20 protein-coding genes are annotated in these 24,834 nt (G+C 69.2%); 6 read left to right on the top strand and 14 right to left on the bottom strand.

Annotation, left to right across the window (positions count from 1 at the left end; genetic code table 11):
- Positions 1-22 precede the first annotated feature (22 nt).
- From ACFRAH_RS11555 to ACFRAH_RS11545, 3 genes are all read right to left on the bottom strand, one after another.
- On the bottom strand, positions 23-244 hold the full coding sequence (locus tag ACFRAH_RS11555; protein ID WP_377991015.1) for an SCO4848 family membrane protein: 222 nt from the start codon (positions 242-244) through the stop codon (positions 23-25).
- Positions 245-248: 4 nt separating this feature from the next.
- Positions 249-746: a DUF2505 domain-containing protein gene (locus ACFRAH_RS11550; RefSeq protein ID WP_377991014.1), complete on the bottom strand. Its 498-nt coding sequence runs from the start codon at positions 744-746 to the stop codon at positions 249-251.
- A gap of 83 nt (positions 747-829) precedes the next feature.
- The gene (locus tag ACFRAH_RS11545) at positions 830-2,359 is read right to left on the bottom strand and encodes an SDR family oxidoreductase (RefSeq protein WP_377991013.1); all 1,530 of its coding nucleotides are present in this window, start codon (positions 2,357-2,359) and stop codon (positions 830-832) included.
- A gap of 172 nt (positions 2,360-2,531) precedes the next feature.
- Here ACFRAH_RS11545 and mfd point away from each other — a divergent pair, with 172 nt between their 5' ends.
- Both mfd and ACFRAH_RS11535 read left to right on the top strand, forming a co-directional pair.
- The gene (gene mfd / locus ACFRAH_RS11540; RefSeq protein WP_377991012.1) at positions 2,532-6,266 is read left to right on the top strand and encodes a transcription-repair coupling factor; all 3,735 of its coding nucleotides are present in this window, start codon (positions 2,532-2,534) and stop codon (positions 6,264-6,266) included.
- A gap of 5 nt (positions 6,267-6,271) precedes the next feature.
- Positions 6,272-7,093 carry a metal-dependent hydrolase gene (locus tag ACFRAH_RS11535; protein WP_377991011.1) on the top strand — a complete coding sequence of 274 codons (822 nt, stop codon included), beginning with the start codon at positions 6,272-6,274 and terminating at the stop codon, positions 7,091-7,093.
- A 61-nt stretch (positions 7,094-7,154) separates the two neighbouring features.
- Here ACFRAH_RS11535 and ACFRAH_RS11530 read toward each other — a convergent pair whose 3' ends face one another.
- From ACFRAH_RS11530 to nirB, 6 genes are all read right to left on the bottom strand, one after another.
- Complete coding sequence (locus ACFRAH_RS11530; protein ID WP_377991010.1) at positions 7,155-7,388, bottom strand: hypothetical protein; 234 nt, start codon at positions 7,386-7,388, stop codon at positions 7,155-7,157.
- A 46-nt stretch (positions 7,389-7,434) separates the two neighbouring features.
- Positions 7,435-8,178, bottom strand: a complete 744-nt coding sequence (gene deoC, locus ACFRAH_RS11525; RefSeq protein WP_377991009.1) for a deoxyribose-phosphate aldolase — start codon at positions 8,176-8,178, stop codon at positions 7,435-7,437.
- A gap of 69 nt (positions 8,179-8,247) precedes the next feature.
- Positions 8,248-9,108, bottom strand: a complete 861-nt coding sequence (locus ACFRAH_RS11520; RefSeq protein ID WP_377991008.1) for an FAD-dependent oxidoreductase — start codon at positions 9,106-9,108, stop codon at positions 8,248-8,250.
- Between the two features lie 248 nt (positions 9,109-9,356).
- Positions 9,357-10,523, bottom strand: a complete 1,167-nt coding sequence (locus ACFRAH_RS11515) for a uroporphyrinogen-III synthase (RefSeq protein ID WP_377991040.1) — start codon at positions 10,521-10,523, stop codon at positions 9,357-9,359.
- Between the two features lie 14 nt (positions 10,524-10,537).
- The gene (gene cobA / locus ACFRAH_RS11510) at positions 10,538-11,572 is read right to left on the bottom strand and encodes a uroporphyrinogen-III C-methyltransferase (protein ID WP_377991007.1); all 1,035 of its coding nucleotides are present in this window, start codon (positions 11,570-11,572) and stop codon (positions 10,538-10,540) included.
- A 2-nt stretch (positions 11,573-11,574) separates the two neighbouring features.
- On the bottom strand, positions 11,575-14,220 hold the full coding sequence (nirB, locus tag ACFRAH_RS11505) for a nitrite reductase large subunit NirB (protein ID WP_377991006.1): 2,646 nt from the start codon (positions 14,218-14,220) through the stop codon (positions 11,575-11,577).
- Between the two features lie 296 nt (positions 14,221-14,516).
- Between nirB and nirD the strand changes: the two genes are divergently transcribed.
- The gene (gene nirD, locus ACFRAH_RS11500; protein WP_377991005.1) at positions 14,517-14,879 is read left to right on the top strand and encodes a nitrite reductase small subunit NirD; all 363 of its coding nucleotides are present in this window, start codon (positions 14,517-14,519) and stop codon (positions 14,877-14,879) included.
- Between the two features lie 10 nt (positions 14,880-14,889).
- Here nirD and ACFRAH_RS11495 read toward each other — a convergent pair whose 3' ends face one another.
- Positions 14,890-16,626 (bottom strand): phospho-sugar mutase, encoded by a 1,737-nt coding sequence (locus ACFRAH_RS11495; protein ID WP_377991004.1) that lies wholly within the window; start codon positions 16,624-16,626, stop codon positions 14,890-14,892.
- Between the two features lie 132 nt (positions 16,627-16,758).
- Between ACFRAH_RS11495 and ACFRAH_RS11490 the strand changes: the two genes are divergently transcribed.
- Positions 16,759-17,253 (top strand): RrF2 family transcriptional regulator, encoded by a 495-nt coding sequence (locus ACFRAH_RS11490; protein WP_377991003.1) that lies wholly within the window; start codon positions 16,759-16,761, stop codon positions 17,251-17,253.
- A gap of 33 nt (positions 17,254-17,286) precedes the next feature.
- Here the strand turns inward: ACFRAH_RS11490 and ACFRAH_RS11485 are convergent, their stop codons facing one another.
- A complete protein-coding gene (locus ACFRAH_RS11485) occupies positions 17,287-18,105 on the bottom strand; it encodes a purine-nucleoside phosphorylase (protein WP_377991002.1) in 819 nt (272 codons plus the stop codon).
- 117 nt (positions 18,106-18,222) lie between these two features.
- On the opposite strand from ACFRAH_RS11485, the gene ACFRAH_RS11480 reads away from it, so the two are divergent.
- Together ACFRAH_RS11480 and ACFRAH_RS11475 are read left to right on the top strand one after the other, a co-directional pair.
- Entirely contained in the window at positions 18,223-19,638 is a 1,416-nt protein-coding gene (locus tag ACFRAH_RS11480) for an NAD(P)H-quinone dehydrogenase (protein ID WP_377991001.1), read from the top strand.
- Between the two features lie 182 nt (positions 19,639-19,820).
- Positions 19,821-20,213 (top strand): hypothetical protein, encoded by a 393-nt coding sequence (locus ACFRAH_RS11475; RefSeq protein ID WP_377991000.1) that lies wholly within the window; start codon positions 19,821-19,823, stop codon positions 20,211-20,213.
- A 34-nt stretch (positions 20,214-20,247) separates the two neighbouring features.
- Here ACFRAH_RS11475 and ACFRAH_RS11470 read toward each other — a convergent pair whose 3' ends face one another.
- The 3 genes from ACFRAH_RS11470 to ACFRAH_RS11460 form a co-directional block, all read right to left on the bottom strand.
- A complete protein-coding gene (locus tag ACFRAH_RS11470) occupies positions 20,248-20,937 on the bottom strand; it encodes a hypothetical protein (RefSeq protein ID WP_377990999.1) in 690 nt (229 codons plus the stop codon).
- Positions 20,938-21,030: 93 nt separating this feature from the next.
- Complete coding sequence (locus tag ACFRAH_RS11465) at positions 21,031-22,590, bottom strand: FAD-dependent oxidoreductase (RefSeq protein WP_377990998.1); 1,560 nt, start codon at positions 22,588-22,590, stop codon at positions 21,031-21,033.
- On the bottom strand, positions 22,587-24,833 hold the full coding sequence (locus ACFRAH_RS11460) for a molybdopterin oxidoreductase family protein (protein WP_377990997.1): 2,247 nt from the start codon (positions 24,831-24,833) through the stop codon (positions 22,587-22,589). The genes ACFRAH_RS11465 and ACFRAH_RS11460 overlap by 4 nt, the downstream gene beginning before the upstream one ends.
- Position 24,834 lies beyond the last annotated feature (1 nt).

The following is a 24,834-nucleotide window of genomic DNA, read 5'->3' as shown; positions in this document are numbered from 1 at the left end:
GGTTCAACCAGCGGGGGAGCAATCAGCCGGCGAGGGCAGCGAATCCGATCGCGGCCGTTGCGGCTCCCAGCACCATGGAGATCGTCACCAGCACCACGTGGACGGTGAGGAACTTCGTGGCCTTGCCGGCGGCGTCCCGTGCCCGCGGGTCCTTCATGACGCGGCGCAGGAACTGCGGCCACACCACCAGGGACCACACGCCCGAGACGATCAGGACCAGGGCAAGCAAGGCAGGGACGTCCACGCGGCTAGTGGCTTTCGAGCCAGGCCTGGGCCTGCTGCGACTGGATGTTCAGTGCCTTGCCCACCATGGGCTCGGCGGCGTCGGCGATCTTGCCGCCCAGGAACGGCACCGAGGACGTGACGTTGCCTTCCAGTTCAACCCGCGTGCTGCCGCCATCGGCCACGAGGCGCTGGACCGCGGACACATCGATCGGCGCGCCGGCGATCTTCAGGGAGATGGTGCTCTGGCGGGAGCCGTCGGCTGCCGGGGCGTCCCAGTTTTCCACCTGGGTCACCTTCAGGCTCTCGCCGACGAACTTGCGGGCGATTTCCGGCAGGCGCGTGGTGGGCAGGGTGCGCACCGACGTGGTGCTGAATTCGCCGGCGATGTCGCCGGCCACCGTGAAGGACTCGAGGCTGCCGCCGACGAATTCGCTGGTGTGGCGCTGGAAGTCTTCGTTCGCGAAGACTGCCGTGACGCTGTCGACGCCGTGGGGAAGTGTGGTGGATGCACTCAGTGCCATTGATCCTCCGTCGTTGTGGGGTCAGAACGCTTTTTGCTCACCACATCCTACGGGGTTGGCTGCGCATCCCCGGCACCGGATCGTCAGGCACCAGGCTCTGCAGGTGCGTTACGGTCCTCGGCGGCGAGCCTCCGGGCCGCAGCCGTGATGTTGCGGGACATGGCCGGGAAGATGATGCTGTGGAACGGAAGCACGGCCAGCCAGTAAAGCCGCCCGCTGAGTCCCTTGGGGAAGAAAATAGCCCGCTGGCGGTAGCGGCTTCCGGCGCCGTCGGCCTCCACGCCCAGCTCCAGCCAGGCACGCCCGGGAGCGCGCATCTCCGCCCGCAGCCGGAGCAGCCGGCCACGCTCGATCCGTTCCACCCGCCACCAGTCCACCACCTCGCCGGCCACCAGATGATGCGGATGCCGGCGGCCGCGGAGCAGGCCCGCCCCGCCCCAGAGCTTGTCCAGCCAGCCGCGCACGCTCCACGCCAGCGGGAGCGAGTACCAGCCGTTGCGGCCGCCGATTCCTTCGATGACCGTCCACACGTGGGACTGGTCCACATCGCTGGCAAAGGTCCGCTCGTCGACGTACACCCTGTACCCGGCCCAGGCGGGGTCGCTCGGCAACGGGTCGGCGTCGGCGCCCGCGTTGGCCCACGTCGTTTCCACCTGCCCGTCGCGTTCCTTGCCGAGCGCCAGGGCCACGGCCCTGCGGTAGCCGGTGAGGCCGCCGTCGGGCTGTCTGATGTAGTTGTCGACGTCGTGTTCGGCGGAGACGGCGTCATGCTGCAGGGACTGGACCAGCGGCATGGACATGGACAGCGGAATCGGGGTCACCAGGGCAACCCACAGTCCCGCCAGCCGGGGTGCCGGCACCGGCAGTGCCAGCACCGGGCGCGGCGGGAGCCCCGCCTCGGCCGCGTACTCCTTCATCATGCCGGCGTAGGTGAGGACGTCCCGACAGCCGATGTCGAAGGTGCGGTTGAGCGGTTCCGCCAGCGCGGCGGCCCCGACGAGGTAGTGGAGCACGTCCCGGACGGCGATGGCCTCGATCCGGTTGCGGACCCAGCTGGGCGCCGGCATGAGGGGCAGCGTCTCGGCGAGGTGGCGGATCATTTCGAACGACGCCGAACCGGAGCCGATGACCACGCCGGCCTGGAAAACGATGGCGTCCACCGGGCTGGAGAGGAACACCTCGCCGACCGCCTCGCGGGAGCGCATGTGCGTCGACAGTGCCGCGTGGCGCGGGTGCAGGCCGCCCAGATAGACGATCCGCCGGACGGAGGCGGCCGCGGCGGCGCCGGCCACGAGCCCGGCCATGGCCTTTTCCTTGGCCTCGAAACCGGAGCCGGCGGCCATGGAATGGACCAGGTAGTAGAGGACGTCGACGCCCTGCAGCGCAGCCTCCACGGCAGAGGGGTCATCGAGGCTGCTGCGGACCACCTCCACGTCGTCGAACCATGGCACGCCGGCGATTTTCTCCGGGGACCGGACCAGCACCTTGACGCGGTGGCCGGCGTCCAGCAGCCGGGGGACCAGCCGGCCGCCGATGTACCCGGTGGCGCCGGTGACAAGCACGGTCCGGGCGCCGGGGTTTCCGCTGCTGTCGTTTCCGGTCTGGTCGCTCACGGGCGTCTCCTTGGGGCCGAGCCTTACCTGCTCAGCAAGCTTAGCAATGCGGCATCCGGGCCCCGGATGCCGCCGGTGTGCCCGCAGGGGTAGGCTGGAAGCCCCGGCATTCGCAGGAATCCCGGGTTTTCGTGTTGCCTGCGTTCGATCCAGATTCCAGGAGATCCTGCCCATGAGCTCCAAAGGCCAGAGCCCCGAAGGCCCCTCCAACGGCCTGCCCCTCAACGGCCTGCGCCGCGTCCTGCATGCCGACCGGACGTTCGCCCGCGTGCAGGCGGAGGCGGGGCGGGGCTTCAGCGTCCGCAGCGAGGACTACCAGATCAGCGCCCCGGCAGGCCTGCGGCCCGTGCTCCTGGCGGAGATGGCGGACGGCCTGCTGAACGCTGCGGGGGACGCCGGCGCAAATGGAAATGGCGCAGCGGACCACGCCGCGCCGGGCGTGGTCCTGGCCGTCACCGCCACGGGGCGCGAGGCCGAGGATCTTGCCGCCGCACTCCGCGCCTACCTGCCGGCCAGCGCCGTGGCCGAGTTCCCCAGCTGGGAAACCCTCCCGCACGAGCGGCTGTCCCCGCGTTCGGACACCGTGGGCCGCCGCCTGTCGGTGCTGCGGCGCCTTGCCCATCCCGAAGACGCGGCCCGCCGGGACAACGCAGAAAGCCCGACGGCGGGACGCCTCCGTGTGGTGGTGGCCCCCGTCCGCGCCGTGGTCCAGCCGATTGTGGCCGGCCTCGGGGAGCTGGTCCCGGTGACGCTGAAGGTGGGCCAGGAGGTCCCGTTTACTGATGTGGTCAAGAACCTGGCCGCTGCCGCATACTCCCGGGTGGACATGGTCACGCACCGCGGTGAGTTCGCCGTCCGCGGCGGCATCCTGGACGTGTTCCCGCCCACCGAGGACCACCCCATCCGGGTGGAGTTCTTCGGTGACGAGGTGGACCAGATGCGCTGGTTCGCCGTGGCCGACCAGCGCTCGCTGTCCGCCCCGGGCGTGCACCACCCCACCGAACTGCATGCCCCGCCGTGCCGCGAAATCCTCATCACCCCGTCGGTTATGTCCCGGGCCGCGACGCTGAAGCCGCAGCTGCCCGCTGCAGCCGACATGCTGGAGAAGATCGCCGGCGGCATCGCAGTGGAGGGCATGGAATCGCTGGCTCCGGTCCTGGTGGACGCCATGGTCCCGTTCATGGAGCAGCTGCCCGCCGGTTCGATCTCGGTGGTCATCGAACCGGAGAAGGTCCGCACCCGCGCGCACGACCTCGCGGCCACCAATGAGGAGTTCCTGGAGGCGGCGTGGTCCACGGCGTCGGACGGCGGTACGGCACCGCTGGATCTGAGCTCGCAGGCCTCGGCGGCCCTGCATTCCGCGAGCTTCCGGTCGCTGGCCGAGACCCGCTCGGCGGCCCTTGGGAACGAGGTTTCCTGGTGGTCCATCACGTCGCTGGCCACCGACGAGGAACTGACCCCGGACATCGACGTTCTGAATCTGCACGCGCGCGAACCGCGGGGTTACCAGGGCGACGTGGCGGAAATGATGGAGTTCATCGGCTCGCATGTTCGGGACCAGTGGCGGATCGTGGTGGCCACGGAGGGTCCCGGCCCTGCCCAGCGCCTGGCCGAACTCTTCCACGACGCCGACATTCCGTGCTCGCGGGTGGATACGCTGGACCACGAACCCCAGGCGGGGATCATCGAGGTGACCACTGCCGCCGTCGGACGCGGTTTTGTCCTTGACGGGCTAAAGCTCGGCCTCCTGACCGAAGCTGACCTGCTGGGCCGCACCTCGGCCAGCTCCACCAAGGACATGCGCCGCATGCCGTCCAAGCGGCGGAACGCCGTGGACCCCCTCCAGCTGGTGGCCGGAGACCACGTGGTGCACGAACAGCACGGCATCGGCCGGTTCGTGGAACTGCTCCAGCGCAAGGTGGCAGGCGGCAGCGACGGTGTGCGCGAGTACCTCGTGCTGGAGTACGCTCCGTCCAAGCGCGGGGCGCCGGGTGACCGGCTGTTTGTGCCCACCGACCAGCTGGACCAGGTGACACGCTACGTCGGCGGCGAGACCCCCGTCCTCAGCAAGATGGGCGGTGCGGACTGGGCCAGCACCAAGTCCAAGGCACGCCGGGCGGTCAAGGAAATCGCCGGCGAGCTCATCCGGCTGTACTCGGCCCGGATGGCGTCGCGCGGCCACGCCTTCGCACCGGACACGCCCTGGCAGCGCGAACTGGAGGAGGCCTTCCCGTACGTGGAGACCCCGGACCAGCTCACCACCATCAACGAGGTCAAGGCCGACATGGAGCGCGAGATCCCCATGGACCGGCTGGTCTCCGGCGACGTCGGCTACGGCAAGACCGAGATCGCGGTCCGCGCCGCCTTCAAGGCCGTCCAGGACGGCAAGCAGGTGGCCGTGCTGGTGCCCACCACCCTGCTGGCGCAGCAGCATTACGAGACGTTCACCGAGCGGTTCTCCGGCTTCCCGCTGCGGGTCAAGCCGCTGTCCCGGTTCCAGGCGTCCAAGGAAGCCAAGGAAACTGCCGAGGGCGTGAAGAACGGCTCCGTGGACGTGGTGATCGGCACGCACCGGCTGCTGTCCAAGGACTTCGAATTCAAGGACCTCGGCCTGGTGATCGTGGACGAGGAGCAGCGCTTCGGCGTCGAGCACAAGGAAGCGCTGAAGAAGATGCGCACCAACGTGGACGTCCTTGCCATGAGCGCCACCCCGATCCCGCGCACCCTGGAGATGTCCCTGACAGGCATCCGTGAAACCTCCACGCTGGCCACGCCGCCGGAGGAGCGCCACCCGGTGCTCACCTATGTGGGCCCGTACACGGACAAGCAGACCTCGGCCGCCATCCGCCGGGAGCTGATGCGCGAAGGCCAGGTGTTCCTGGTCCACAACCGCGTGTCCACGATTGAAAGGACCGCGGCCAAGATCCGCGAACTCGTCCCCGAGGCCCGGGTGGAGGTGGCGCACGGCAAGATGTCCGAGGGCAGGCTGGAGCAGATCATCGTCGACTTCTGGGAGAAGCGCTTCGACGTCCTCGTGTGCACCACCATCATCGAAACCGGCCTGGACATTTCCAACGCCAACACGCTGATCGTGGACGGGGCTGACAAGTACGGCCTGTCGCAGCTCCATCAGCTGCGCGGACGCGTGGGCCGCGGACGCGAACGGGCGTACGCCTACTTCCTCTACCCCTCCGAGAAGCCGCTGGGCGAGGTGGCGCTGGAACGGCTGAAGGCCGTGGCCACCCACAACGAACTCGGTGCGGGCATGCAGCTGGCCATGAAGGACCTGGAAATCCGCGGTGCCGGCAACCTGCTGGGCGGCGAACAGTCAGGCCATATCCAGGGCGTCGGCTTCGACCTCTACATCCGGCTCGTCGGCGAAGCCGTGGCCGAATACCGCGGCGAAGCTGAGGAGAAGGCCGCCGAAATGAAGATCGAGCTGCCCGTCAATGCCCACCTGCCGCACGACTACGTGCCGGGGGAGCGGCTGCGGCTGGAGGCCTACCGGAAGCTGGCATCCGCCGTCACCAACCAGGCCATCGACGAGGTCCTCGCCGAACTCGTGGACCGGTACGGGGAGCCGCCGCTGCCCGCGCAGAACCTCATCGCCGTCGCGCGCTTCCGGGTGGGTGCCCGCGAAGCCGGCCTGTCCGACGTCGCCCTGCAGGGGAACTTCATCCGGTTCTCGCCGGCGCAGCTGCCGGAATCAAAGACCATGCGGCTCAACCGGATGTACCCGGGCGCGCAGGTCAAGCCCGCCCTCGACGCCGTCCTCATCCCCAAGCCGAAGACCGCCCGGATCGGCGGCCGGGACCTGCAGGACGCCGAGATCCTGGAATGGGCCGACGGCGTCATCCGCAACATTTTCTCGGACGCGCCCGTCCCGCTCGAAGCCACGAAGGGCTAGCCGTGATGGGAGGACACCACGCCGCGTCAGGGGCCGCGGCGTGGGTGGCTGTTGCCGCGACGGGGCCGTACACCCTGGGCTGGTATCCGCTGGACGCCACCGGCGTGCTGATCGGCGGCATGGCGACGGCGGGCACCGCCCTTGTCTGCGACTGGGACCACCGCTCAAGCACCGTGGCGCACTCGCTGCCGCCGCTGTCCAACGTGATCGCCGTCGGCATCGAGAACGCCAGCGGCGGCCACCGGCAGGGCACACACTCGGTGCTGGGCGCCGCCATGTTCGTGCTGCTCGCAGCGGCTGCGGCACAGATCCAGGTGGACACACCGTGGGGCGTGCTGTCGGTCGGTGCCGGGCTGCTGTGCATGTTCATGATCAACATCGCGGCCAAGGCGCTGAAGCTGTTTCCCAAGTCCGGGTGGATCGCCAACTGGATCTTCGCCCTGGTCATGGCCGGCCTGGTGACCTGGTTCGCCCCGCATCAGTGGACCTGGCTGCCCATGTCCATGCTGATCGGCGTCGTGGTCCACATCGTGGGGGACATGGTGACGACCGGTGGCGTTCCGTTGCTCTGGCCGCTGGTGATCAAGCCGCCCCGGTTCCTGCGCCGCATGTGGGTGCTGAGGAACTTCTGGCGGCCCAACGGCGCTTTCTCCATCCCGCTGCTGGGCCGGGCAGGGTCGCGGCGGGAGTGGCTGGTGCTGATCCCGGTGAGCGGCTACGCCATGGTGGGAATGACCCTGGCGGCCTGGTCACTGGCCGGCACGCACTTCCCTGCGGCACTGGCCCTGGCCGGCCGGCTGCTCAGCAGCCTGCTGGGACTGCCCTGAGACTGCGGTTAATGAACTGAAGCCCCGGATATTTCCGGGGCTTCAGTTCATTAACTGGCGTTTAGTATTCGCCGGCGCTGTCCGAGCGGCCGGTGATGGTCTGCGGGATCCAGAATGCGAGGGCGAACAGGCCGAGGCAAACAGCCATCGGCCACGGGTTGCCCAGGGTCAGGAAGGACAGCGAGTAGATGGAGCCCAGGAACAGGGCCATGATCACCACGAAGAGGACGATGCTGCCGGCCAGGGTGTTCTCGTTCTGCGGCGTCTTTACCTGCTGGTCAATCTTGCTGGACATTCATTCCTCCTCGGCCCCGCGGGGCTCAAACTGTGGCTGCCGCCGGTCAGTACGCAGACGAACCCTGTTCGCCCTTGACGATTGCAATACCGGAGCTGGCGCCAATACGTGTTGCACCTGCAGCAATCATAGCCTGTGCGTCCTCGAGGGACCGCACGCCGCCCGACGCCTTGACGCCCAGGTCCGGGCCTACGGTGCGCCGCAGAAGGGCGACGTCCTCCACGGTGGCGCCGCCGCCGTTGAAGCCCGTTGAGGTCTTGACGAAGTCGGCGCCGGCCTCCACGGCCGCTTCACACGCCAGGACCTTCTGGTCATCGCTGAGCAGGGCTGTTTCGATGATGACCTTGAGGATCGCCTCCCCGGCGTGCACGGCCTCGGCGACGGCGCTGATATCGTCCACCAGCGCGCCTTTGTCCGAGGCCCTGGCCGCGGCGATGTCGATGACCATGTCCACTTCATCGGCACCGTCCAGCACCGCCCCGCGCGCTTCGAACGCCTTCACGTCGCTGGGCGTGGCGCCCAGCGGGAAACCCACCACGGAACACGTGAGCACGCCGGTTCCCTTGAGGGCGGTCTTGACCGTCTTGACCCACACCGGGTTCACGCACACCGACTTGAATTTGTACTCGGCGGCCTCGGCGCACACCTTGAGGATGTCCGCCTCGCTGGCCTCCGGCTTCAGCAGCGTGTGGTCGATGAACGAAGCGATGCCCGGCGCGCCGGCATGCTCGCCGGGGGATACTGCGGGGCTTGTCGCGGTGCCCGTGGGGGCGCTTGCTTCGTGGCTCATGATGGTCCTTTCCAGGCCGTAGGCCCAGGGTGCGGCGTCCTTGCGAACCATCCTGCCACAGCAGGAGCGCTACGCGGCCGTGGCCAGCTGGCCCACGGAAAGCGCCGCCATGAGTTCGGCCGCGCAGGCGCCGGCAGCGGATCCTGACGCCACCAGCAGGCCCAGCCGCACGCCGTCGAACGCTGCCGCATCCCCGATGGCCCAGATGCCCGGGACGGACGAGCGGAAGTCACGGCCGACGACGATCCCTCCGGACGCCGCCGTCTTCACGCCGGCGGCGGCGGCCAGGCCGTCGCGGGGCGTGCGGTCCTCGGCGAGGACCACGAGGTCGCCGTTCATCCGGCTGCCGTCCTCGAACACGACGCCGGCGGCCGGCAGCACGGAGCCGGCAAGCGTGGGCACGACGGCGGCGGGCCGGGCGGTGGTGCGGACGGGCCGGACGCCGCGGGCGCGGAGCACGGCTTCGGCCTGGCCGGCTGCGGGACCGGTGCCCACCAGGATGCCCAGCGGCCGGCGGCCGAGGACCCGGGTGACTTCCTTGACGGCGCGGCCGATCGTGTCGGCGTCGTCGATGGTGGAGTAGCTCAGGCAGCGGCCCGAGCCGTCCACAGGGGAGTCCACCGGGGCCGATCCGGTGGCGATGACCAGCTCGTCGTAGCCAAACTCCATGCCGTCGGTGGTGGTGACCACCCGGGCCGCGGCGTCGATGTGGCTGGCGGGCTGGCCGAAACGCACGGAGACGAAGGGCAGGGCGGCCAGTTCCAGCAGGTCCCCGGGTGCGTCGTCCCGGCTGCTCAGGACTGTGACGGTGCCGGCGAACCGGGCTGCGGCCAGCTGGGCCACGAGGGCCCGGGCGGCGGGGCCTGCACCGGCGATGAGGATTTTGGCGGAAGCGGTGGCGGTGGACGGAAACTGTGCCGGAGCGGACATGTGCTGGCCCTTTCGAATGCTGCACCAGGCGGGCCGGTCAGGGGCCCTGTTGTGCTGATGGGACCCAGCCTAAGGGGAGTGTTTTTCGCGGGTGTTTCCCTGCCGTTGCGGAATTGTCCCCGGCCGTTCGCTGCTTTTTACCGCCCGGCAACAAAAGGGAGTTTTTGTACAGATAATGGCCCCAAAACGTGGTTTAGGGCGCGATATCTGTACAAAAACTCCCTTTGTATTTCGCATCACACCGGCCGCTAGACGCGGATGCGGTAGCCGCGCTTCACCACGGTTTCCACTAGCTTGCCGTCCGGCAGGGACGAGCGGAGCCGGCTGACCGTCATGTCCAGCGCGTGCACCGAGCCGCGCAGTTCCAGGAGCTCCGAGAGGGACTCCCGGGACAGGACCGCGCCGCCGGCGCCGAGGAGCGCACGGAGCAGCAGCAGCGGGGCCGGGGCGATCTCTACCGGTTCGCCGTCAATGCGCAGCGACCGGCCGCGCAGTTCCACGTTTCCGGAGCGGGTGTCCAGGCGGCGCACATGGTTCAGCGCGAGGTGCTCGCACACCAGGCGGATCAGCGCGCCCATCCGGAACCGCTCGGGCACCAGCGGCGTGATGCCGGCGTCCAGCAGCGGCTGCGCGGTGACCGGACCGACGACGGCGGTGGTCACCGTGGTCTTGAGGCTCTCCACGAGCTGCTTGTACAGTCCCATCTCGTGCGCCGTGCTCCACATGGCGTCCACGGCCGGGGCGCTCGTGAAGGTGAGCACGTCCAGGTTGCCGCTGCAGGCAGCCTCGATGAGGCGGGGGAGCCGGTCAGCGCCATCGGGCTTCACCCAGCGGTACGGCGTGACGGTCAGGACGGTGGCGCCGGACATCCGCAGCCGTTCCAGCTGGCGGACGTCCGTATAGCCATGCAGCTGCACGGCCACGGTCTTGCCGCGCACGCCCTCGGCCAGGAGCATGTCCACGAGCGTCGCCGTGGTCTCGTCGCTGCTGATTCCGACGTCGGCCAGGCCGGCGGCGCGCACGGCACCGCGGGCCTTGGGTCCGCGGACGAACATCCGGCAGGCACCCAGGGTTTCCAGCAGCTCCTCGCCGATCCCCGAGGCGTCCGCCGCCTCGCACCAGCGGCGCATGCCGTACGCGGTGGTGGCGATGCACAGATCGGGCTTGGCCGCGATGATCGCCTTGGTGTCCTCGATGAGGCTGATGTCCTCGTTCACCGGGGCGATCTTCAGCGCCGGGGCGTGCAGGACCTCGGCGCCGCGGCGTTCCAGCGCCTCGATGAGGTCACGCGAACGGCGGTGCGACGTCACGCCGATCCGGAAGCCCTCCAGCGGGGCCTCGGTGGCTGCGTCCGGAGCTGTCTCTGTGACCGCGGTCTCGGCAGGGGGTGCTTCAGTGGGGGCGAGTGCATTCATCGTGTTCATGCCTATCACGAACCCAGCAGCGAGGCCGCCAGACGGTCGAGTTCCGCCTCGGCCTCGGCATGCCCTCGGTTGGCCTCAGCCACCCGCACCACCTCGCCGATCACCAGGACGGCGGGGTTGCTGCAGCCGGCGGCGGCCGTGGCGATGGTGCCCAGTTCCGCGATGGTGGTCTTCTGGCCCGGCCGGTAGCCGCGCTCCACCACGGCCATGGGCATGTCGGTGCGCATCCCGGCGCGGCGGAGGCCCGCGGCGAGGTGGTGCAGCGTGCCGATGCCCATCAGCACCACGATGGTCCCGCCGAGGCCGGCCAGGTGCGTCAGTTCCTTCTCCGTGAGCGGCGCGTGGCCGGACACCACGGTGAACATGTGGCTGACTTCACGGTGCGTCACGGGGATGCCGGCGGCAGCCGGAACGGAAATGGCGCTGGTCACGCCGGAAATGACGCGGACCGGAACGCCCGCGGCAACGCAGGAGGCAACTTCCTCGCCACCGCGGCCGAAGACGTACGGGTCGCCGCCCTTGAGGCGGACCACGTTATTGCCTTCCAGTGCGGAAGCGACCATGAGCTTCTCGATGTCGCCCTGGCTCACCTTGTGGTGTCCCGGGCGCTTTCCGACGTCGACCAGTTCGGCAGAAGTGAGGGACGCCAGTTCCTGGTACGGGGCCAGCCGGTCGTAGAAGACGACGTCGGCATCCCGCAGGGCCTTGACGGCCGCCACCGTCAGCAGCTCGCCCGTGCCCGGGCCGCCGCCGACCAGGGTGACGTGTCCGGCCCGGCCGGCGGCCGGTTCGGCCGCCACCGGAATGCCGGCGGCGCGGCAGCGGTCCAGCAGCGGCTCCCAGCCGGGCTGGCCGTCGTCGACCGCCGCGACGAGGAACGGGCGCTCGGGCAGCGGACCGTCGTGTCCGGCACCCTGCGGCGTGCTGAGGCGGGAGATGACGGCGCCGGCTGCCTCGTAGCGGCGGACGGCCTGGCGGGCGGCGAACTCCGAGCCGGTGACCAGGACTTCGCGGCCGGTGAGATCAATGCTGAGCTGCATGCCTATACCTCGTTCGTGTCCAGCAGTTCCGGGGAGGAGGGCCTTACCGGGATGGAGGCCCCGATCAGCACCTTGCCTTTTTCCTCAGCCGTGGCGGGGCGCATCTGGCCGCGCTCGTCCGGGACGAAGGTGATGGAATCGTCCTTCTGGTCGGGGGCATTGACGAAGGAGCGGAAACGGCGCAGGCGCTCGGGGTCCTTCAGGGTGTCGGCCCACTCGTCGATGTAGGTGTCGACGTGCTTGGCCATGGCGGCCTCGAGGTCCTCGGCGATGCCCAGGGTGTCATGCACCACGACGTCCTCGACGTGCTTGATGCCGCCGTCGAGCTCCTCCTGCCAGCGGGCGGTGCGCTGCAGCCTGTCGGCGGTGCGGATGTAGTACATGAAGTAGCGGTCGATGTACTTGATCAGGGTCTCGTCGTCGAGGTCCTTGGCCAGCAGCTGGGCGTGGGCCGGGGTGGCACCGCCGTTGCCGCCGACGTACAGGTTCCAGCCGTCGGCGGTGGCGATGACGCCGACGTCCTTGCCGCGGGCCTCGGCGCACTCACGGGCACAGCCGGAGACGCCCATCTTGAGCTTATGCGGGCTGCGGAGGCCACGGTAGCGGAGCTCCAGCTGGATGGCCATGGCCACCGAGTCCTGGACGCCGAAGCGGCACCAGGTGGAACCGACGCAGGACTTCACCGTGCGCAGGCTCTTGCCGTAGGCCTGGCCGGATTCGAAGCCGGCGTCCACCAGCTCCTTCCAGATTTCGGGCAGCTGCTCCAGCCGGGCACCGAACATGTCGATGCGCTGGCCGCCGGTGATCTTGGTGTACAGGTTGTACTTTTCGGCCACGGCGGCAATCACGCCGAGCTTCTTCGGGGTGATCTCGCCGCCGGCGATGCGCGGGACCACCGAGTAGGTGCCGTCCTTCTGCATGTTGGCCAGCGCGCGGTCGTTGGTGTCCTGCAGCGTGCCGCGGCCGGCGTCGAGGACGTAAGCGCTGTTCTGGCTGGCCAGGATGTTGCCGATGGTCGGCTTGCAGATGTCGCAGCCGGCGCCGGTGCCGTACTTGGCCATGATCTCCTCGAAGGAGGTCAGTTCCAGGACGCGGATGGCGTCAAACAGTTCTTGGCGGGACAGTTCGATGTGCTCGCACAGGGCCTTGGAAACCTCGACGCCGGACTTGGTCAGTTCGGTTTCCAGCAGCTTCTTCAGCATCGGCACGCAGGAACCACAGCTGGTTCCGGCACGGGTGCAGCCCTTGAGTTCGCCGAGTTCCTGGACGGGGGCGTTCCCGTCGCACGCGCCGCAGGCATTAACGGCGTCGCGGATGGTTCCCGCGGTGACGTTGTTGCACGAGCAGAGGATGGCGTCGTCCGGCAGCTCGGTCTCGGGGGCTTCCCCGCCGCCTGCAGCGCTGAGGAACGCGCCGGGCTCGGCTGGAAGCTCGCGGCCCAGGAGCGGGCGAAGGCTCATGTACGGTGAGGCATCGCCGACGAAGATGCCGCCCAGGAGGGTCTTTGCATCATCGGTGGTGACGATCTTCTGGTAGACGCCGCGGGCGGGGTCCGCGTAGACGATTTCCAGGGCGTGCTCGGTCCGGGCAAAGGCGTCCCCGAAGCTGGCCACGTCCACGCCGGAGAGCTTCAGCTTGGTGGCGGTGTCGAAGCCGGGGAAGGTGGCGTCTCCGCCGTGCAGGCGGTCGGCCACGATTTCGGCCATGGTATTGGCCGGGGCCACCAGGCCCAGGCACATGCCTTCGAAGTTCGCGACCTCACCGATGGCCCAGATGCCGGGCACCTGGGTGGCGCAGTAATCGTTGATGACCACACCGCCGCGGGGGCCAAGGTCAAACAGGGACTCTTCGCCTTCGGCAGCGCGGAAGAGCTCGTCGCGCGGCTTGACGCCGATCGCCACAATGACGATGTCGGCCGGGATGGTGCGGCCGTCGGCCATCAGCACGCCGGTGACCTGGCCGTCGTCGTCCGCCTGGATTTCGGACGGGAACACACCGCCGTGGACTTCGAATCCCTTGGCCTCGATGAGGCGGCCCAGCGCCTGCCCGGCGCCTTCGTCGAGCTGGGTGTTCATGAGCCAGGGGGCGCCGTTGATGACGACGGGCGTGGCGCCGAGCTGTTCGGTGCCGGCAGCGGATTCGAGGCCCAGGAGGCCGCCGCCGATGGTGACCGCGTTGACCTTGCGGCCGAGCTTTTCGGTGAGCTCGGCGATGGACTGGTTGATGGCCCAGACATCTTCGAGCGTGCGGTAGACGTGCACCCGCTCGGCGCCCGGCAGCGGGAGCCGGGCGGCGTCGGAACCGGTGGCAACCACCAGTTCGTCGTATTCGTAGGTGTTGCCGGCGGCGGTTTCGACGGACTTGGCCGCGGTGTCGATGTTCACCACGCGCTCGCCGGTCTGCAGGGTGAGGGATTCGTGGTCCCACATGGAAGCCGTACCCAGCGTCAGGTCAACGGTGCTGTCCGTGAGGGCCTTGCTGAGGGCAACGCGGTCATAGGGCAGGTGGGCTTCCTCGGTCAGAACAGTTACCTGCCAGCCTTCGAGGCCGCGGGCATGCATGGCATCGGCAAAACGGTGGGCTGCAGGGCCGCCGCCGGCGACCACAATGCGGCGCGGAGTCGATGAGGTTGAAGTCTGTTCGGTCACTGTGGGCCTTTCGCTGGGCCGCAGACGGTGCTCTGCAGCTTGTGCATTCAGCCTAGGGAGGCGCAGTTTCGCTTCAGTTTCCCATTTGTTTCGTGATCTTAACTTCTGCATCACGGGCTTGTTTCGGGCCATGTGAGTTGTCTTTTACGTACCCGACACATTGACTGCACCCCGTCGAAACACCTCCGCCCTAGCTTGGGTATACGGCCGCAGCGGCGGCTACAGCAGGCACAATGACACGCCTCGCAGGACCGGCCCGCCGCCGGAAAGCACGCAAAAAGGGAGAGGAGCCGGACATGACGGCAACACTGGAACTTGAGGATCTCGCCACCGGGTACGCAGGCTGGCACCGCGTCTGCGCGGTGGAGGACCTGGAACTGGCCTGGGGCGAGGCGGCACTCGTGGCCGGCCGGCAGGTGGCCCTGTTCCGCACGGCCCCCGGTGAGGTTTTCGCCGTAGCCCAGGAGGACCCCGCCACCGGCGCGTTCGTCATGGCACGGGGCATCCTCGGCTCACGAGGCATCCGGCCCACCATCGCCTCGCCGCTGCACAAGGAGGTCTACGACCTGGAGACGGGCGAGTGCTTCGGCAACGGGCAACTGCGCCTTGCCACGTTCGCCACGCGCATCGTCGACGGCGTCATCGAGGTCGAGCTCTAAAGGCCTGCGTCTAAAGCCCCAGGGCTTCCCGCACGTCGGTAAGCACCTGGTCCAGCGCGGCCCTGGCCGCCAGCCGGGCTTCGGGCAGCTCGGCTGCGGACCCGACGCTCCGGATGACCTCCAGGTAGCACTTGAGTTTGGGCTCCGTGCCGCTCGGCCGGATGATCACGCGGCTGAGGTCACGGGTCACATACAGCAGCCCGTCGGTCGGAGGCAGCTGGTCGCTGCCTTCGGCCAGATCCACGAATGACTCCACGGCCGAACCGCCGAACGATTCGGGCGGGTTCACGCGCAGCCGGTTCATCATGGCATCCAGCAGACCGAGGTCCCCGACGCGGATGTTCAGCTGGTCACTCGCGTGGAGCCCGTGGACCAGGTACAGCTCGTCCAAGGTGTCGAAGATCGTTTTGCCCTCGGCCTTGGCTGCGGCCGCGAGTTCCGCGATGAGCACAGCAGCCGACAACCCGTCCTTGTCGCGGACCCGGTCCGGCGCAACACAGTAGCCCAGCGCCTCCTCATAGCCGTAGACGAGGCCGGGCACCCGGGAGATCCACTTGAACCCGGTCAGCGTTTCCTCATGCGCGTACCCCGCGGCCGCGGCGATGCGGGACAACAGCCGCGACGAAACAACCGAATTGGCGAACACGCCGTCCGCTTCCGCTCCGGACGCTGCCAGCCGCGCCACCACATGCGCCCCCAGCAGGGCGCCCACCTCATCGCCGCGCAGCATCCGCCACGCACCCGTGTCCGGGTCCTTCGCGGCCACCGCGGCACGGTCGGCGTCGGGGTCGTTGGCCAGGACGATGTCCGCGTCTGCCTGCATCGCCGCCCCCAGCGCCAGGTCCAGGGCGCCCGGTTCCTCGGGGTTGGGAAAACTGACGGTGGGGAAGTCCGGGTCCGGCTCCGCCTGCTCGCTGACCAGTGTCACATCGGTGAACCCGGCTGCCCGGAGCACGGAGACGGCGGTTGTTCCGCCCACGCCGTGCAGCGGCGTCAGGACGATCTTCAGGTCCCGGGCTGGGAAGAGTCCGCGGTCGGCCAGCCCCGCCGCGGCCGCCTCGTAGTCCTGGACGATCCCGCCGTCCAGGACCGTCCAGCCGTCCTGGGCCAGCGGGATCGAGGCAAGGTCGCCCACCTTGCTGATCTCGTCGGCGATGAGTGCATCGTACGGCGCCACGATCTGCGCACCCCGGCCGCTTTCCTCCACCGCGTGCCGGCCGAGGTACACCTTGTAACCGTTGTCCTGCGGCGGGTTGTGGCTGGCTGTGACCATCACCCCGCCGTCGCACTCCAGTGCCCGGACCGCATACGCCAGCAGCGGCGTCGGCAGGGCGGCGGGCATCAGGAACGTCTCGATCCCGGCGGCGGTGAATACCGCCGCTGTCTCCGTCGCGAAAATGTCGGAGTTGTAGCGGGCGTCATAGCCGACGACGGCGCGTGGCCGTGTTCCGGGCGCGGCCTCCGCCACCGCGCGGAGCAGGAAAGTGGCGAAGCCCGCCGCTGCGCGGCGGACTACGACGCGGTTCATCCGGTTGGGCCCCGGCCCCAGCGCGGCGCGCAGGCCTGCCGTTCCGAACTGCAGCGTTCCCCGGAAGCTGTCTTCAAGGTCCTGCCGGGCGGCGGGCGTGCCGGCCTCGGTGAGTTTCACGAGTTCGGTCAGCGTGGCCGCGGTCCGGGGATCGGGATCCTGGGCGGCCCACGCGCGGGCGTCGTTGAGCAGCTGCAGATCGGCTTCGGAGGACGTCATGGAAACCAAACTATCGTCAAAATGCGGCGGAGCGGTGCCGGGCCGGGGTGCGGAACGGTCATAACCTCCCCGCTTGGCAGCGGCCGGAACGTTCCTTGACAGCGAAAATTCTGGACACGTAGCGTCTGGGTTGTGAAGTTGAACCAGGGGGTGGAGTGGGCGCTTCACTGCTGCGTCAACATGGCGTGGGCACCTGCCGGGGAATCCATCAGCAGCGGCCGGCTGGCCGAACTCTATGATTTGCCCCCGGCCTACCTCAACAAGCAGCTGCAGAGCCTGGTGCGTGCCGGCGTCCTGCAGTCGGTGTCCGGCCCCAGGGGAGGGTTTCAGCTGGCGCGCCGGCCTGACCGGATCTCGGTGCTGGACGTAGTGCTGGCCATCGAAGGCCGGGACCTGGCGTTCCGCTGCGACGGGATCCTGGGGAACTGCCCCGGCGGCGACGCGGACGAGGACTACGTCCGGAGCTGCGTCATTTCGCAGTCCATGCGCCAGGCGGAGCTGGCGTGGCGGACCGAACTGGCGCGGCAGACCGTGGCAGGCATCGCCCAGTCCCTTGAGCGGCGGTTCCCCGATGCGCGCGCGAGCTCGCTGGCCCAGCTCCTCGCCCCAAACGGCGGGCGGGACTAGTGGGGGCAGGCCAACCAAGGCCGGGCATGACAACTAGAGCCGGCTGATGATTTCCGCCAGCAGCTTGGAGATGCGCGGCCCCGCCGCATGTCCGGCTTCGAGCACTTCCTCATGGCTCAGCGGCGTGGGGCTGATGCCTGCCGCGAGGTTGGTGACGAGCGAGATGCCGAAGACCTCCATGCCGGCGTGCCGGGCAGCGATGGCCTCCAGCGCCGTCGACATGCCCACCAGGTCGGCGCCGATCCGCTTGGCGTACTGCACCTCGGCGGGCGTCTCGTAGTGCGGGCCGGTGAACTGGGCGTAGACACCTTCATTCAGCGACGGGTCCACCTCGCGGGCCAGGTTCCGGATCCGCGACGAGTACAGATCTGTCAGGTCCACGAAGGTGGCGCCCTCGAGCGGGGACGTCGCGGTGAGGTTTATGTGATCTTTGATGAGCACGGGGGTGCCGGGTGCCCAGTCCTCATTGAGACCCCCGCAGCCGTTGGTGACCACAAGCGTCCTGCAGCCGGCGGCGGCCGCAGTGCGGACGCCGTGCACCACGGCCCGGACGCCTTTGCCTTCGTAGTAGTGGGTGCGGGCGCCGAGCACCAGGGCGCGTTTGCCTTCCCGGGTGAGCACGGAACGGATCGTGCCCACGTGCCCCGCTACGGCCGGGGCGGAAAAGCCGGGGACCTCCGACGCCGCCAGCGTCGCGGTGGTCTCGCCGATGAGGTCGGCGGCCTCAGCCCAGCCTGAGCCCAGGACCAGGGCGGTGTCGTGCGCCTCGACGCCGGTCTCCGCCGCGATGTAGTCCGCGGCCGTGCGGGCTGCTTCGAAGGGATCCGTGTTCAGGAATTCTGTTGTGCTCACCCGGTCCAAGCTACCGTGCCCGGCCCGGCCCGGGCAGCAGAAACGCGCCCTGGCGGGCGCCACGGCCGCCCTCTGGCGGTTGGTGGTCCGGCGCAGGATGCGGGACAATGGTCGATTGTGACTATGCATCCTGATTTCAGCGCCCCCCGAATCGCAATTCTCGGCGGAGGTCCGGGTGGTTATGAAGCCGCCATGGTGGCCGCCTCGCTGGGAGCCGTTGTCACCATCATCGAGCGCGCCGGCCTCGGCGGCTCAGCGGTGCTGACCGACGTCGTGCCGTCCAAGACGCTGATCGCGACGTCGGACCTGATGACCCGCGTCAGTGGTGCCGGAGAGCTGGGGGTCAAGTTCGACGTCGACGGCGGGGACTTCGTTCCCGTCATGCGCGCCGACCTCAAGCACATCAACGACCGCCTGCTCGGCCTCGCCCGCCAGCAGTCCCTCGACATCCAGACCGGCCTGGAGCACCAGAACGTCCGGATCCTGAACGGCTCCGGGAAGCTCGTGGACAACCACACCATCGAAGTCCTGACCGCAGACGGCACCGAAACCGTCGAGGCTGACGCCATCCTGCTGACCGTCGGGGCGCACCCGCGGGAGCTGCCCACGGCACGGCCGGACGGCGAGCGGATCCTGAACTGGGCGCAGATCTACAACCTGGACGAACTGCCGGAGGAACTGATCGTGGTGGGCTCCGGCGTGACCGGCGCCGAGTTCGCCTCCGCCTACAACGGCCTCGGCTCCAAGGTCACCCTGATCTCCAGCCGCGACCGCGTGCTTCCGGGGTCCGACACCGACGCCGCCGAGGTGCTGGAGGACGTCTTCGAACGCCGCGGCGTGCGGGTGCTGTCCCGTTCGCGCGCCGAGACGGTGGAACGGACCGACGACGGCGTGGTGGTCACCCTCGGTGACGGCTCCAAGGTCACCGGCAGCCACTGCCTGGTGTGCGTGGGCTCCATTCCCAACACCGCGGGCATCGGCCTGGAGGAAGCCGGCGTGGCGCTGACCGAAAGCGGCCACATCAAGGTGGACGGCGTCTCCCGCACCACCGCCCCGAACATCTACGCTGCCGGTGACTGCACCGGTGTCCTGGCGCTCGCCTCCGTCGCCGCCATGCAGGGCCGGATCGCGATCGCCCACTTCCTGGGCGACCAGGTGACTCCCATCAAGCTGCACCAGGTGGCGTCCAACATCTTCACGTCGCCCGAAATCGCCTCGGTGGGCGTGTCCGAAGCGGAGATCGAGTCGGGCAAGTACCAGGGCGACATCATCAAGCTTTCCCTGCAGAGCAACGCCCGTGCCAAGATGCGCAACGTCAAGGACGGCTTCGTCAAGATCTTCGCCCGCAAGGGATCGGGCACCGTGATCGGCGGCGTGGTGGTGGGCGCCAACGCGTCGGAGCTGATTTTCGCCATCTCCCTCGCGGTGAAGCAGAAACTTCACGTCGACGACGTCGCCAGCACCTTCACTGTGTACCCGTCGCTGAGCGGCTCCATTTCCGAGGCTGCCCGCCGCCTGCACGTCCACATGTAGGCGGCGACCGCTTCCTGTGAATGGCACGCTTCTCCTAGGCGGCACCTTCAGGGCTGGGTAAAATTCGAACTGTCGATCCCCGGGATTGGCGGCACCGGGCTTCCGACAGACCGACCCACCAGCGGTCTGCTATGCGGAGATTTTCTTCCGAACGGTCGGACCGCGGAAGCCAGGAGCATGCCATGATCACCGTTCAAAAAACCTCTGTTCAGAAAGCCGCAATCAACACTGCCCTCGTCGCGGCGCTCGTCGGCGGCGGCGCCTACCTCGCCATGGGTTATCCCCTCATTGCCTCGTCCACCAGCGCGGGAAGCCAGTCCGGCACAGACTCAGCGAACGGCGCCCACCAGGCCAACGGGATTACCGAGCAGCAGCTGACCGGAAGCACCGCCACCCGCGTGAAGAACGCGGTGCTGGCGGCCAACCCCGGCGCGACGGTCCACCGGGTGGAAACCGACGCCGAGGGTGCGGTCTACGAAGCCCACATCACGAAGGCGGACGGCTCGCGGGCAACGGTGAAGCTGGACGGGTCCTTCAACATCACGGCCACGGAAGCTGGCCGCGGGGCCAAGTAGCCGCCGTTGATCCCTGCGGCAGACGTCCGGCGGCTTAGGAGCAGGCGTACGGGGGAACGGCGTCGCCGGGCGCGAAGGGCTCGAACCAGTGCCGGACGTCCAGTTTTCCGCTGTCCGCGTCGCCCGTACCTTCTGCGTACAGGGTCTCCGAGTCGGCGTCTTCCAGCAGGACTTCCTCAACGATGGCCCGCCAGTCGTCGGGGAGGTCAAGCTCGTAGATGTCCTCAGTGATCCGGGCCTGGTCCAGCAGGCAATGGACCGCGAGTTCGCCTGCAAGGCAGCCGGGGGCGGTCCAGCCGCGGGCCAGGGACGCGGTGACGTCCGATGCCACCACGATGAACCGCTGCGTGAACTTTGCGTCATAGCTGGAAGCGAACTGCGGGGGCAGCGAGGACAGCACCGACGTTCCGGCGATGGCCCCGGGGGTGACCGTTTCCAGTTCGTGCAGGGTGCCAAGGTCGCGGAACAACTGGTCAATGAGGATGCTGGACGAATTCCACAGCAGGCCCGCCAGCAGCCGGGTCTGCCGCGCGGACCGCTCCCGCTCTTCTGGATCCTCGACCCCCATCTCGGCCAGATCCTCGGGGGCGAACTGGAGCCGCTGCTCGGCGGTCATGTCGTCGGGGTGCGGGTCCAGACCCAGCAGCTCAAGGCTCAGCCCGGTGAGCTTTTCGGCGTCGGCCAGCAGTTCTTCGGTGATGTCGTCGTCTTCGTCGGCATTCATGATCCCGATGCTACCGGCCAGGGGCGGCATGCCCGATTTGTGTGACGCGGCAGCCCAGGGCCACGTCCCGGACCCCGTCAAGCGGCAGCAACCTCAGGCGGCGGCTCCCTGAAAATGCTTCTCGATCAGTCCCTTGATGTCCTCGTGGCAGCCGCCGCAGCCGGTGCCCGCACGGGTGGCGGCAGAAACCTCCGCCACGGTGGAGCAGCCGCCTGCAACAGCCTCGGCAATCTTGCCGCCGCTGACGCCCGCGCACCGGCACACGGTGCTCTCGGGGTCGTTGGAAGGACCGGCGGCCAGCTGGTCGGGTCCGTCGAGGCGCAGGAGCAGGGAACGGTCAGCGGGCAGTTCGGCGCCGCGTTCGAAGAGCTGCACCAGCTCTCCGGCGGTTCGCGGCATGCCCACGCTGACCAGGCCCTCCAGCACTCCGCCGCGGGTGGTCATCTTCACGTAGCGCCCGTGCTCGGGGTCGGCCCACTGGGCGATCTGCAGGCGCGGGCGGCCGTTGACGGCGCCGGCTGTCAGGACTTCCTCATCCCACGGTTCCGCGGAGTTGTCCCCGGCCACGGCCATGTTCATGCCGCGGGCCTTCAGCACGATCACGCCGGGCTTTTCCTGGGGGAGCGGGGGCAGTGAGTCTGCGTCCTCCGCGGCACCCTCGGACAGCAGCAGCAGGTATTCGGCGAGCCATTCGGCCTGCCGCCAGCCGGGGCCCACCAGGCCTGACGGTCCCCGCGCGGTGCGGCATTCGATGCAGGCGGGATCCGGGCAGCGGACCTCGGCGCAGTCACCGATGGCGAAGATGTGCGGCTCGTGGTGGGCGCGCAGCCGGTGGTCCACCAGGATGCCCGTCCCGGTGGAGAGGCCGCAGCCCTCGGCGAGCTCGATGCGCGGGCGGACGCCGCAGGAGAGGACCAGCAGGTCGCCGTCGATCGCCGATCCGTCGTCGAGCAGCAGGGCCGAGAACCCGCCGTCGGGGCCGTTGTGCTCGATGCCCGTGGAACGGGCGTTTCCAGCCACCCGGACGCCGCAGCTGCGCAGGCTCGCGGCCAGGACGGCGCCGCCGCCACGGTCGATGTTGCGGCCCAGCGGGTGGGGGCCGTTGTGCACCACCGTGACCGTGGCGCCTTCCTCGGCGGCCGCGAGGGCCGTCTCAAGCCCCAGCACGCCGCCGCCCAGCACCACCACGCGCTTGCGGCCTGCCACGGCCGTGCGGAGCACCTCGGCGTCGCGGAGGTCGCGGAGTGCGGTGACCCCCGGCGGGAGGACGGGAGCGGCGGGGTCCGGGTTCAGCCCCGTGAGGTTGGGGATCACGGGCCGGGAACCGGTGGCGAAGACCAGGCGGTCGTAGTGTGCCGACGTGCCGTCGGAAAGGATGACAGACTGCCGTGCGCGGTCCACGCGCCTGACCGTCACGCCCAGCCGGACGTCCACGCCGCCGGCCACCAGTGCTGCCGCGTCGGCGAGGGCCAGCGCCCCGGCGGTGGTGCGGCCCACGCCAAGGTCGGCCACCAGCACGCGGTTATAGGCGGCCTCGCTTTCCTGGCCGATGACCGTCAGCCGCACCTGTCCGGCGCGCAGCGCCGGCATCAGTTCGTCGACCAGCCGCGCGGCCACCGGACCGAATCCGACAATTACAATCTGCTCGCTCATGAGGCCTCCGATGTCTGAAGAACGCTGCTGACCGGGGTGTCGGCTGCCAGCCGGACCCACACCTTGTTGAACTTGAATTCGGGCATCCCCGAGATGGGATCCGTGGCCGCCTCCGTCAGCCGGTTCGCGCTTTCCAGTTCGGGAAAGTGGAACGGCAGGAAGACGGTCTCGGGGCGGATGGCGGTGCTGAGCTCGGCACGGCAGACCACTTCACCGCGCTCATTGGCCACCGAAACCTCTGCACCGTCCGTGATGCCCATGGCCGCGGCGGCGGCCGGATGGATCTGCATGCGGGCTTCGGGCTGCGATGCCAGGAGCTCGGCCACCCGCCGCGTCTGGGCGCCTGACTGGTAGTGCTCCAGCAGCCGGCCGGTGATGAGGGTCATGGGCCTGGCGGCCGGGGAGGTGATGTCCCGGCCGGGGTTGGCTGTGGGAGTACGACGGCGGCGGGGCGCCACCGGGGTCATGACCGCCTTGCCGTCCGGGTGGGCGAACGCGTCCAGGAACATGCGGGGGGTGCCGGTGCTGCCGGCGGGGTAGGGCCAGTAGGCGGCTGCACCGCCGTCGAGCATGGCGTAGTCGATGCCGGAGTAGTCGGCCGCCCCGCCGGCGGATGCCCGGCGCAGTTCCTCGAAGACCGTCTCCGGGTCGTCGCTGTAAGTGGACGGCGCGTCAAGCAGCTCGGCCAGCCGTGCCATGATCCACAGCTCGCTGCGGGCGCCGGCGGGCGGCTGGATCGCCTGCCGGCGGCGGAGCACGCGGCCTTCGAGGTTGGTCAGCGTGCCTTCCTCCTCGGCCCACTGCAGCACCGGCAGGACGAGGTCGGCCTCGGCGGCGGTCTCGGACATGAAGAAGTCGCAGACCACCAGGAAATCCAGGCTGCGGAGCCCGCGGATGACGGCATTGGCATCCGGCGACGCGACGGCGATGTTGGAGGCGTGCACAAAAAGGCACCGGACGCCGTCGGGCTGCCCCAGTGACTTGAGCAGCTGCACGGCCGGCAGGCCGGGGCCCGGAATGAGCGACTCGGGAACGTCCCAGACCTTCGCCATGTGCGCGCGTGCGGCGGGATCGGTGATCTTGCGGTAGCCGGGCAGCTGGTCGGCCTTCTGGCCGTGCTCCCGGCCGCCCTGGCCGTTGCCCTGGCCGGTGAGCGTGCCGTAGCCGCTGCGGGCGCTGCCGGGCAGGCCCAGCAGGAGGCTCAGGTTGATGGCCGCCGTGGCGGTGTCCGTGCCGTCCACGTGCTGCTCAACGCCGCGTCCGGTCAGGATGTAGCTGCCGCCGCGGCGTGCTCCGCCGGCCAGCCGGCGGGCCGTCTCGCGGATCAGCTCGGCGGGTACGCCGGTGACGGACTGGACCCGTTCGGGCCAGTAGGCGTTGACGGACCGGACCACCCCGTCGAAGCCGGCGGTGCGTGCCTGGATGTACTCGTCGTCGAGGAGGCCTTCGTGGATCACCACGTGGGAGAGGCCCAGCAGAAGGGTGAGGTCCGTGCCGGGAAGGGGCTGCAGGTGGATGCCGCCGCCGTCGGAGGTAAACGCAGCGGTGGCGGAGCGCCGCGGGTCCACCACGATGAGGCCGCCGGCGTCGCGGACGCCCTGCAGGTGCTGGACGAAGGGCGGCATGGTCTCGGCGACGTTGGAGCCGAGCATCAGGATGGTGCTGGCCGTATCCAGCGCCTCCAGCGGGAACGGCAGCCCGCGGTCCAGGCCGAAGGCGCGCATGCCGGCGGCCGCGGCGGACGACATGCAGAACCGGCCGTTGTAGTCGATCCGCGAGGTGCCCAGCGCGAGGCGGGCGAATTTGCCCAGCTGGTACGCCTTTTCATTGGTGAGGCCGCCGCCGCCGAAAACGCCGACGGAGTCCGCGCCGTATCTGGCACGGGCATCCTTGACGGCGGCGGTGACGCGGCCCAGGGCCTCGTCCCAGGAGATGGGGCGGAAGACGCCGTCGGGCCCTTTGAACATGGGTTCGGTGACGCGTCCGGGGTGCTGCAGGAGCGAGGCGGACGTCCATCCCTTGCGGCAGAGGCCGCCGCGGTTGGTGGGGAAGTCCCGTCCGCTGACCTTGAGGGCGGGCCCGTTCAGGGCTGCCCCGGTCTGTGCCGGCGGGGCGGGCACGGGGCCTGGCCCCGGCTGGACAGCCGGGGCCAGGCCCGTTGCGGCCTGGGCCGCAGGGGACTTGAGCGTCATGGCGCACTGCAAAGCGCAGTAAGGGCAGTGCGTGTCGGCGCTTTTGGTCATG

The organism is Arthrobacter sp. NPDC056727, assembly GCF_042790555.1.
In the GTDB taxonomy this organism is placed as follows: Bacteria; Actinomycetota; Actinomycetes; order Actinomycetales; family Micrococcaceae; genus Arthrobacter.
Note: the sequence above shows the minus strand (reverse complement) of the source record. Positions and strands in the feature narration are given on the sequence as shown.

Excerpts from the sequence above, each read along its gene's own strand:
- ACFRAH_RS11550 (WP_377991014.1), bottom strand. The coding sequence starts at position 746 with ATGGCACTGAGTGCATCCACCACACTTCCCCACGGCGTCGACAGCGTC.
- mfd (WP_377991012.1), top strand. The coding sequence starts at position 2,532 with ATGAGCTCCAAAGGCCAGAGCCCCGAAGGCCCCTCCAACGGCCTGCCC.
- ACFRAH_RS11535 (WP_377991011.1), top strand. The coding sequence starts at position 6,272 with ATGGGAGGACACCACGCCGCGTCAGGGGCCGCGGCGTGGGTGGCTGTT.
- ACFRAH_RS11530 (WP_377991010.1), bottom strand. The coding sequence starts at position 7,388 with ATGTCCAGCAAGATTGACCAGCAGGTAAAGACGCCGCAGAACGAGAAC.
- deoC (WP_377991009.1), bottom strand. The coding sequence starts at position 8,178 with ATGAGCCACGAAGCAAGCGCCCCCACGGGCACCGCGACAAGCCCCGCA.
- ACFRAH_RS11520 (WP_377991008.1), bottom strand. The coding sequence starts at position 9,108 with ATGTCCGCTCCGGCACAGTTTCCGTCCACCGCCACCGCTTCCGCCAAA.
- ACFRAH_RS11515 (WP_377991040.1), bottom strand. The coding sequence starts at position 10,523 with ATGAATGCACTCGCCCCCACTGAAGCACCCCCTGCCGAGACCGCGGTC.
- cobA (WP_377991007.1), bottom strand. The coding sequence starts at position 11,572 with ATGCAGCTCAGCATTGATCTCACCGGCCGCGAAGTCCTGGTCACCGGC.
- nirD (WP_377991005.1), top strand. The coding sequence starts at position 14,517 with ATGACGGCAACACTGGAACTTGAGGATCTCGCCACCGGGTACGCAGGC.
- ACFRAH_RS11495 (WP_377991004.1), bottom strand. The coding sequence starts at position 16,626 with ATGACGTCCTCCGAAGCCGATCTGCAGCTGCTCAACGACGCCCGCGCG.
- ACFRAH_RS11475 (WP_377991000.1), top strand. The coding sequence starts at position 19,821 with ATGATCACCGTTCAAAAAACCTCTGTTCAGAAAGCCGCAATCAACACT.
- ACFRAH_RS11470 (WP_377990999.1), bottom strand. The coding sequence starts at position 20,937 with ATGAATGCCGACGAAGACGACGACATCACCGAAGAACTGCTGGCCGAC.
- ACFRAH_RS11465 (WP_377990998.1), bottom strand. The coding sequence starts at position 22,590 with ATGAGCGAGCAGATTGTAATTGTCGGATTCGGTCCGGTGGCCGCGCGG.
- ACFRAH_RS11460 (WP_377990997.1), bottom strand. The coding sequence starts at position 24,833 with ATGACCAAAAGCGCCGACACGCACTGCCCTTACTGCGCTTTGCAGTGC.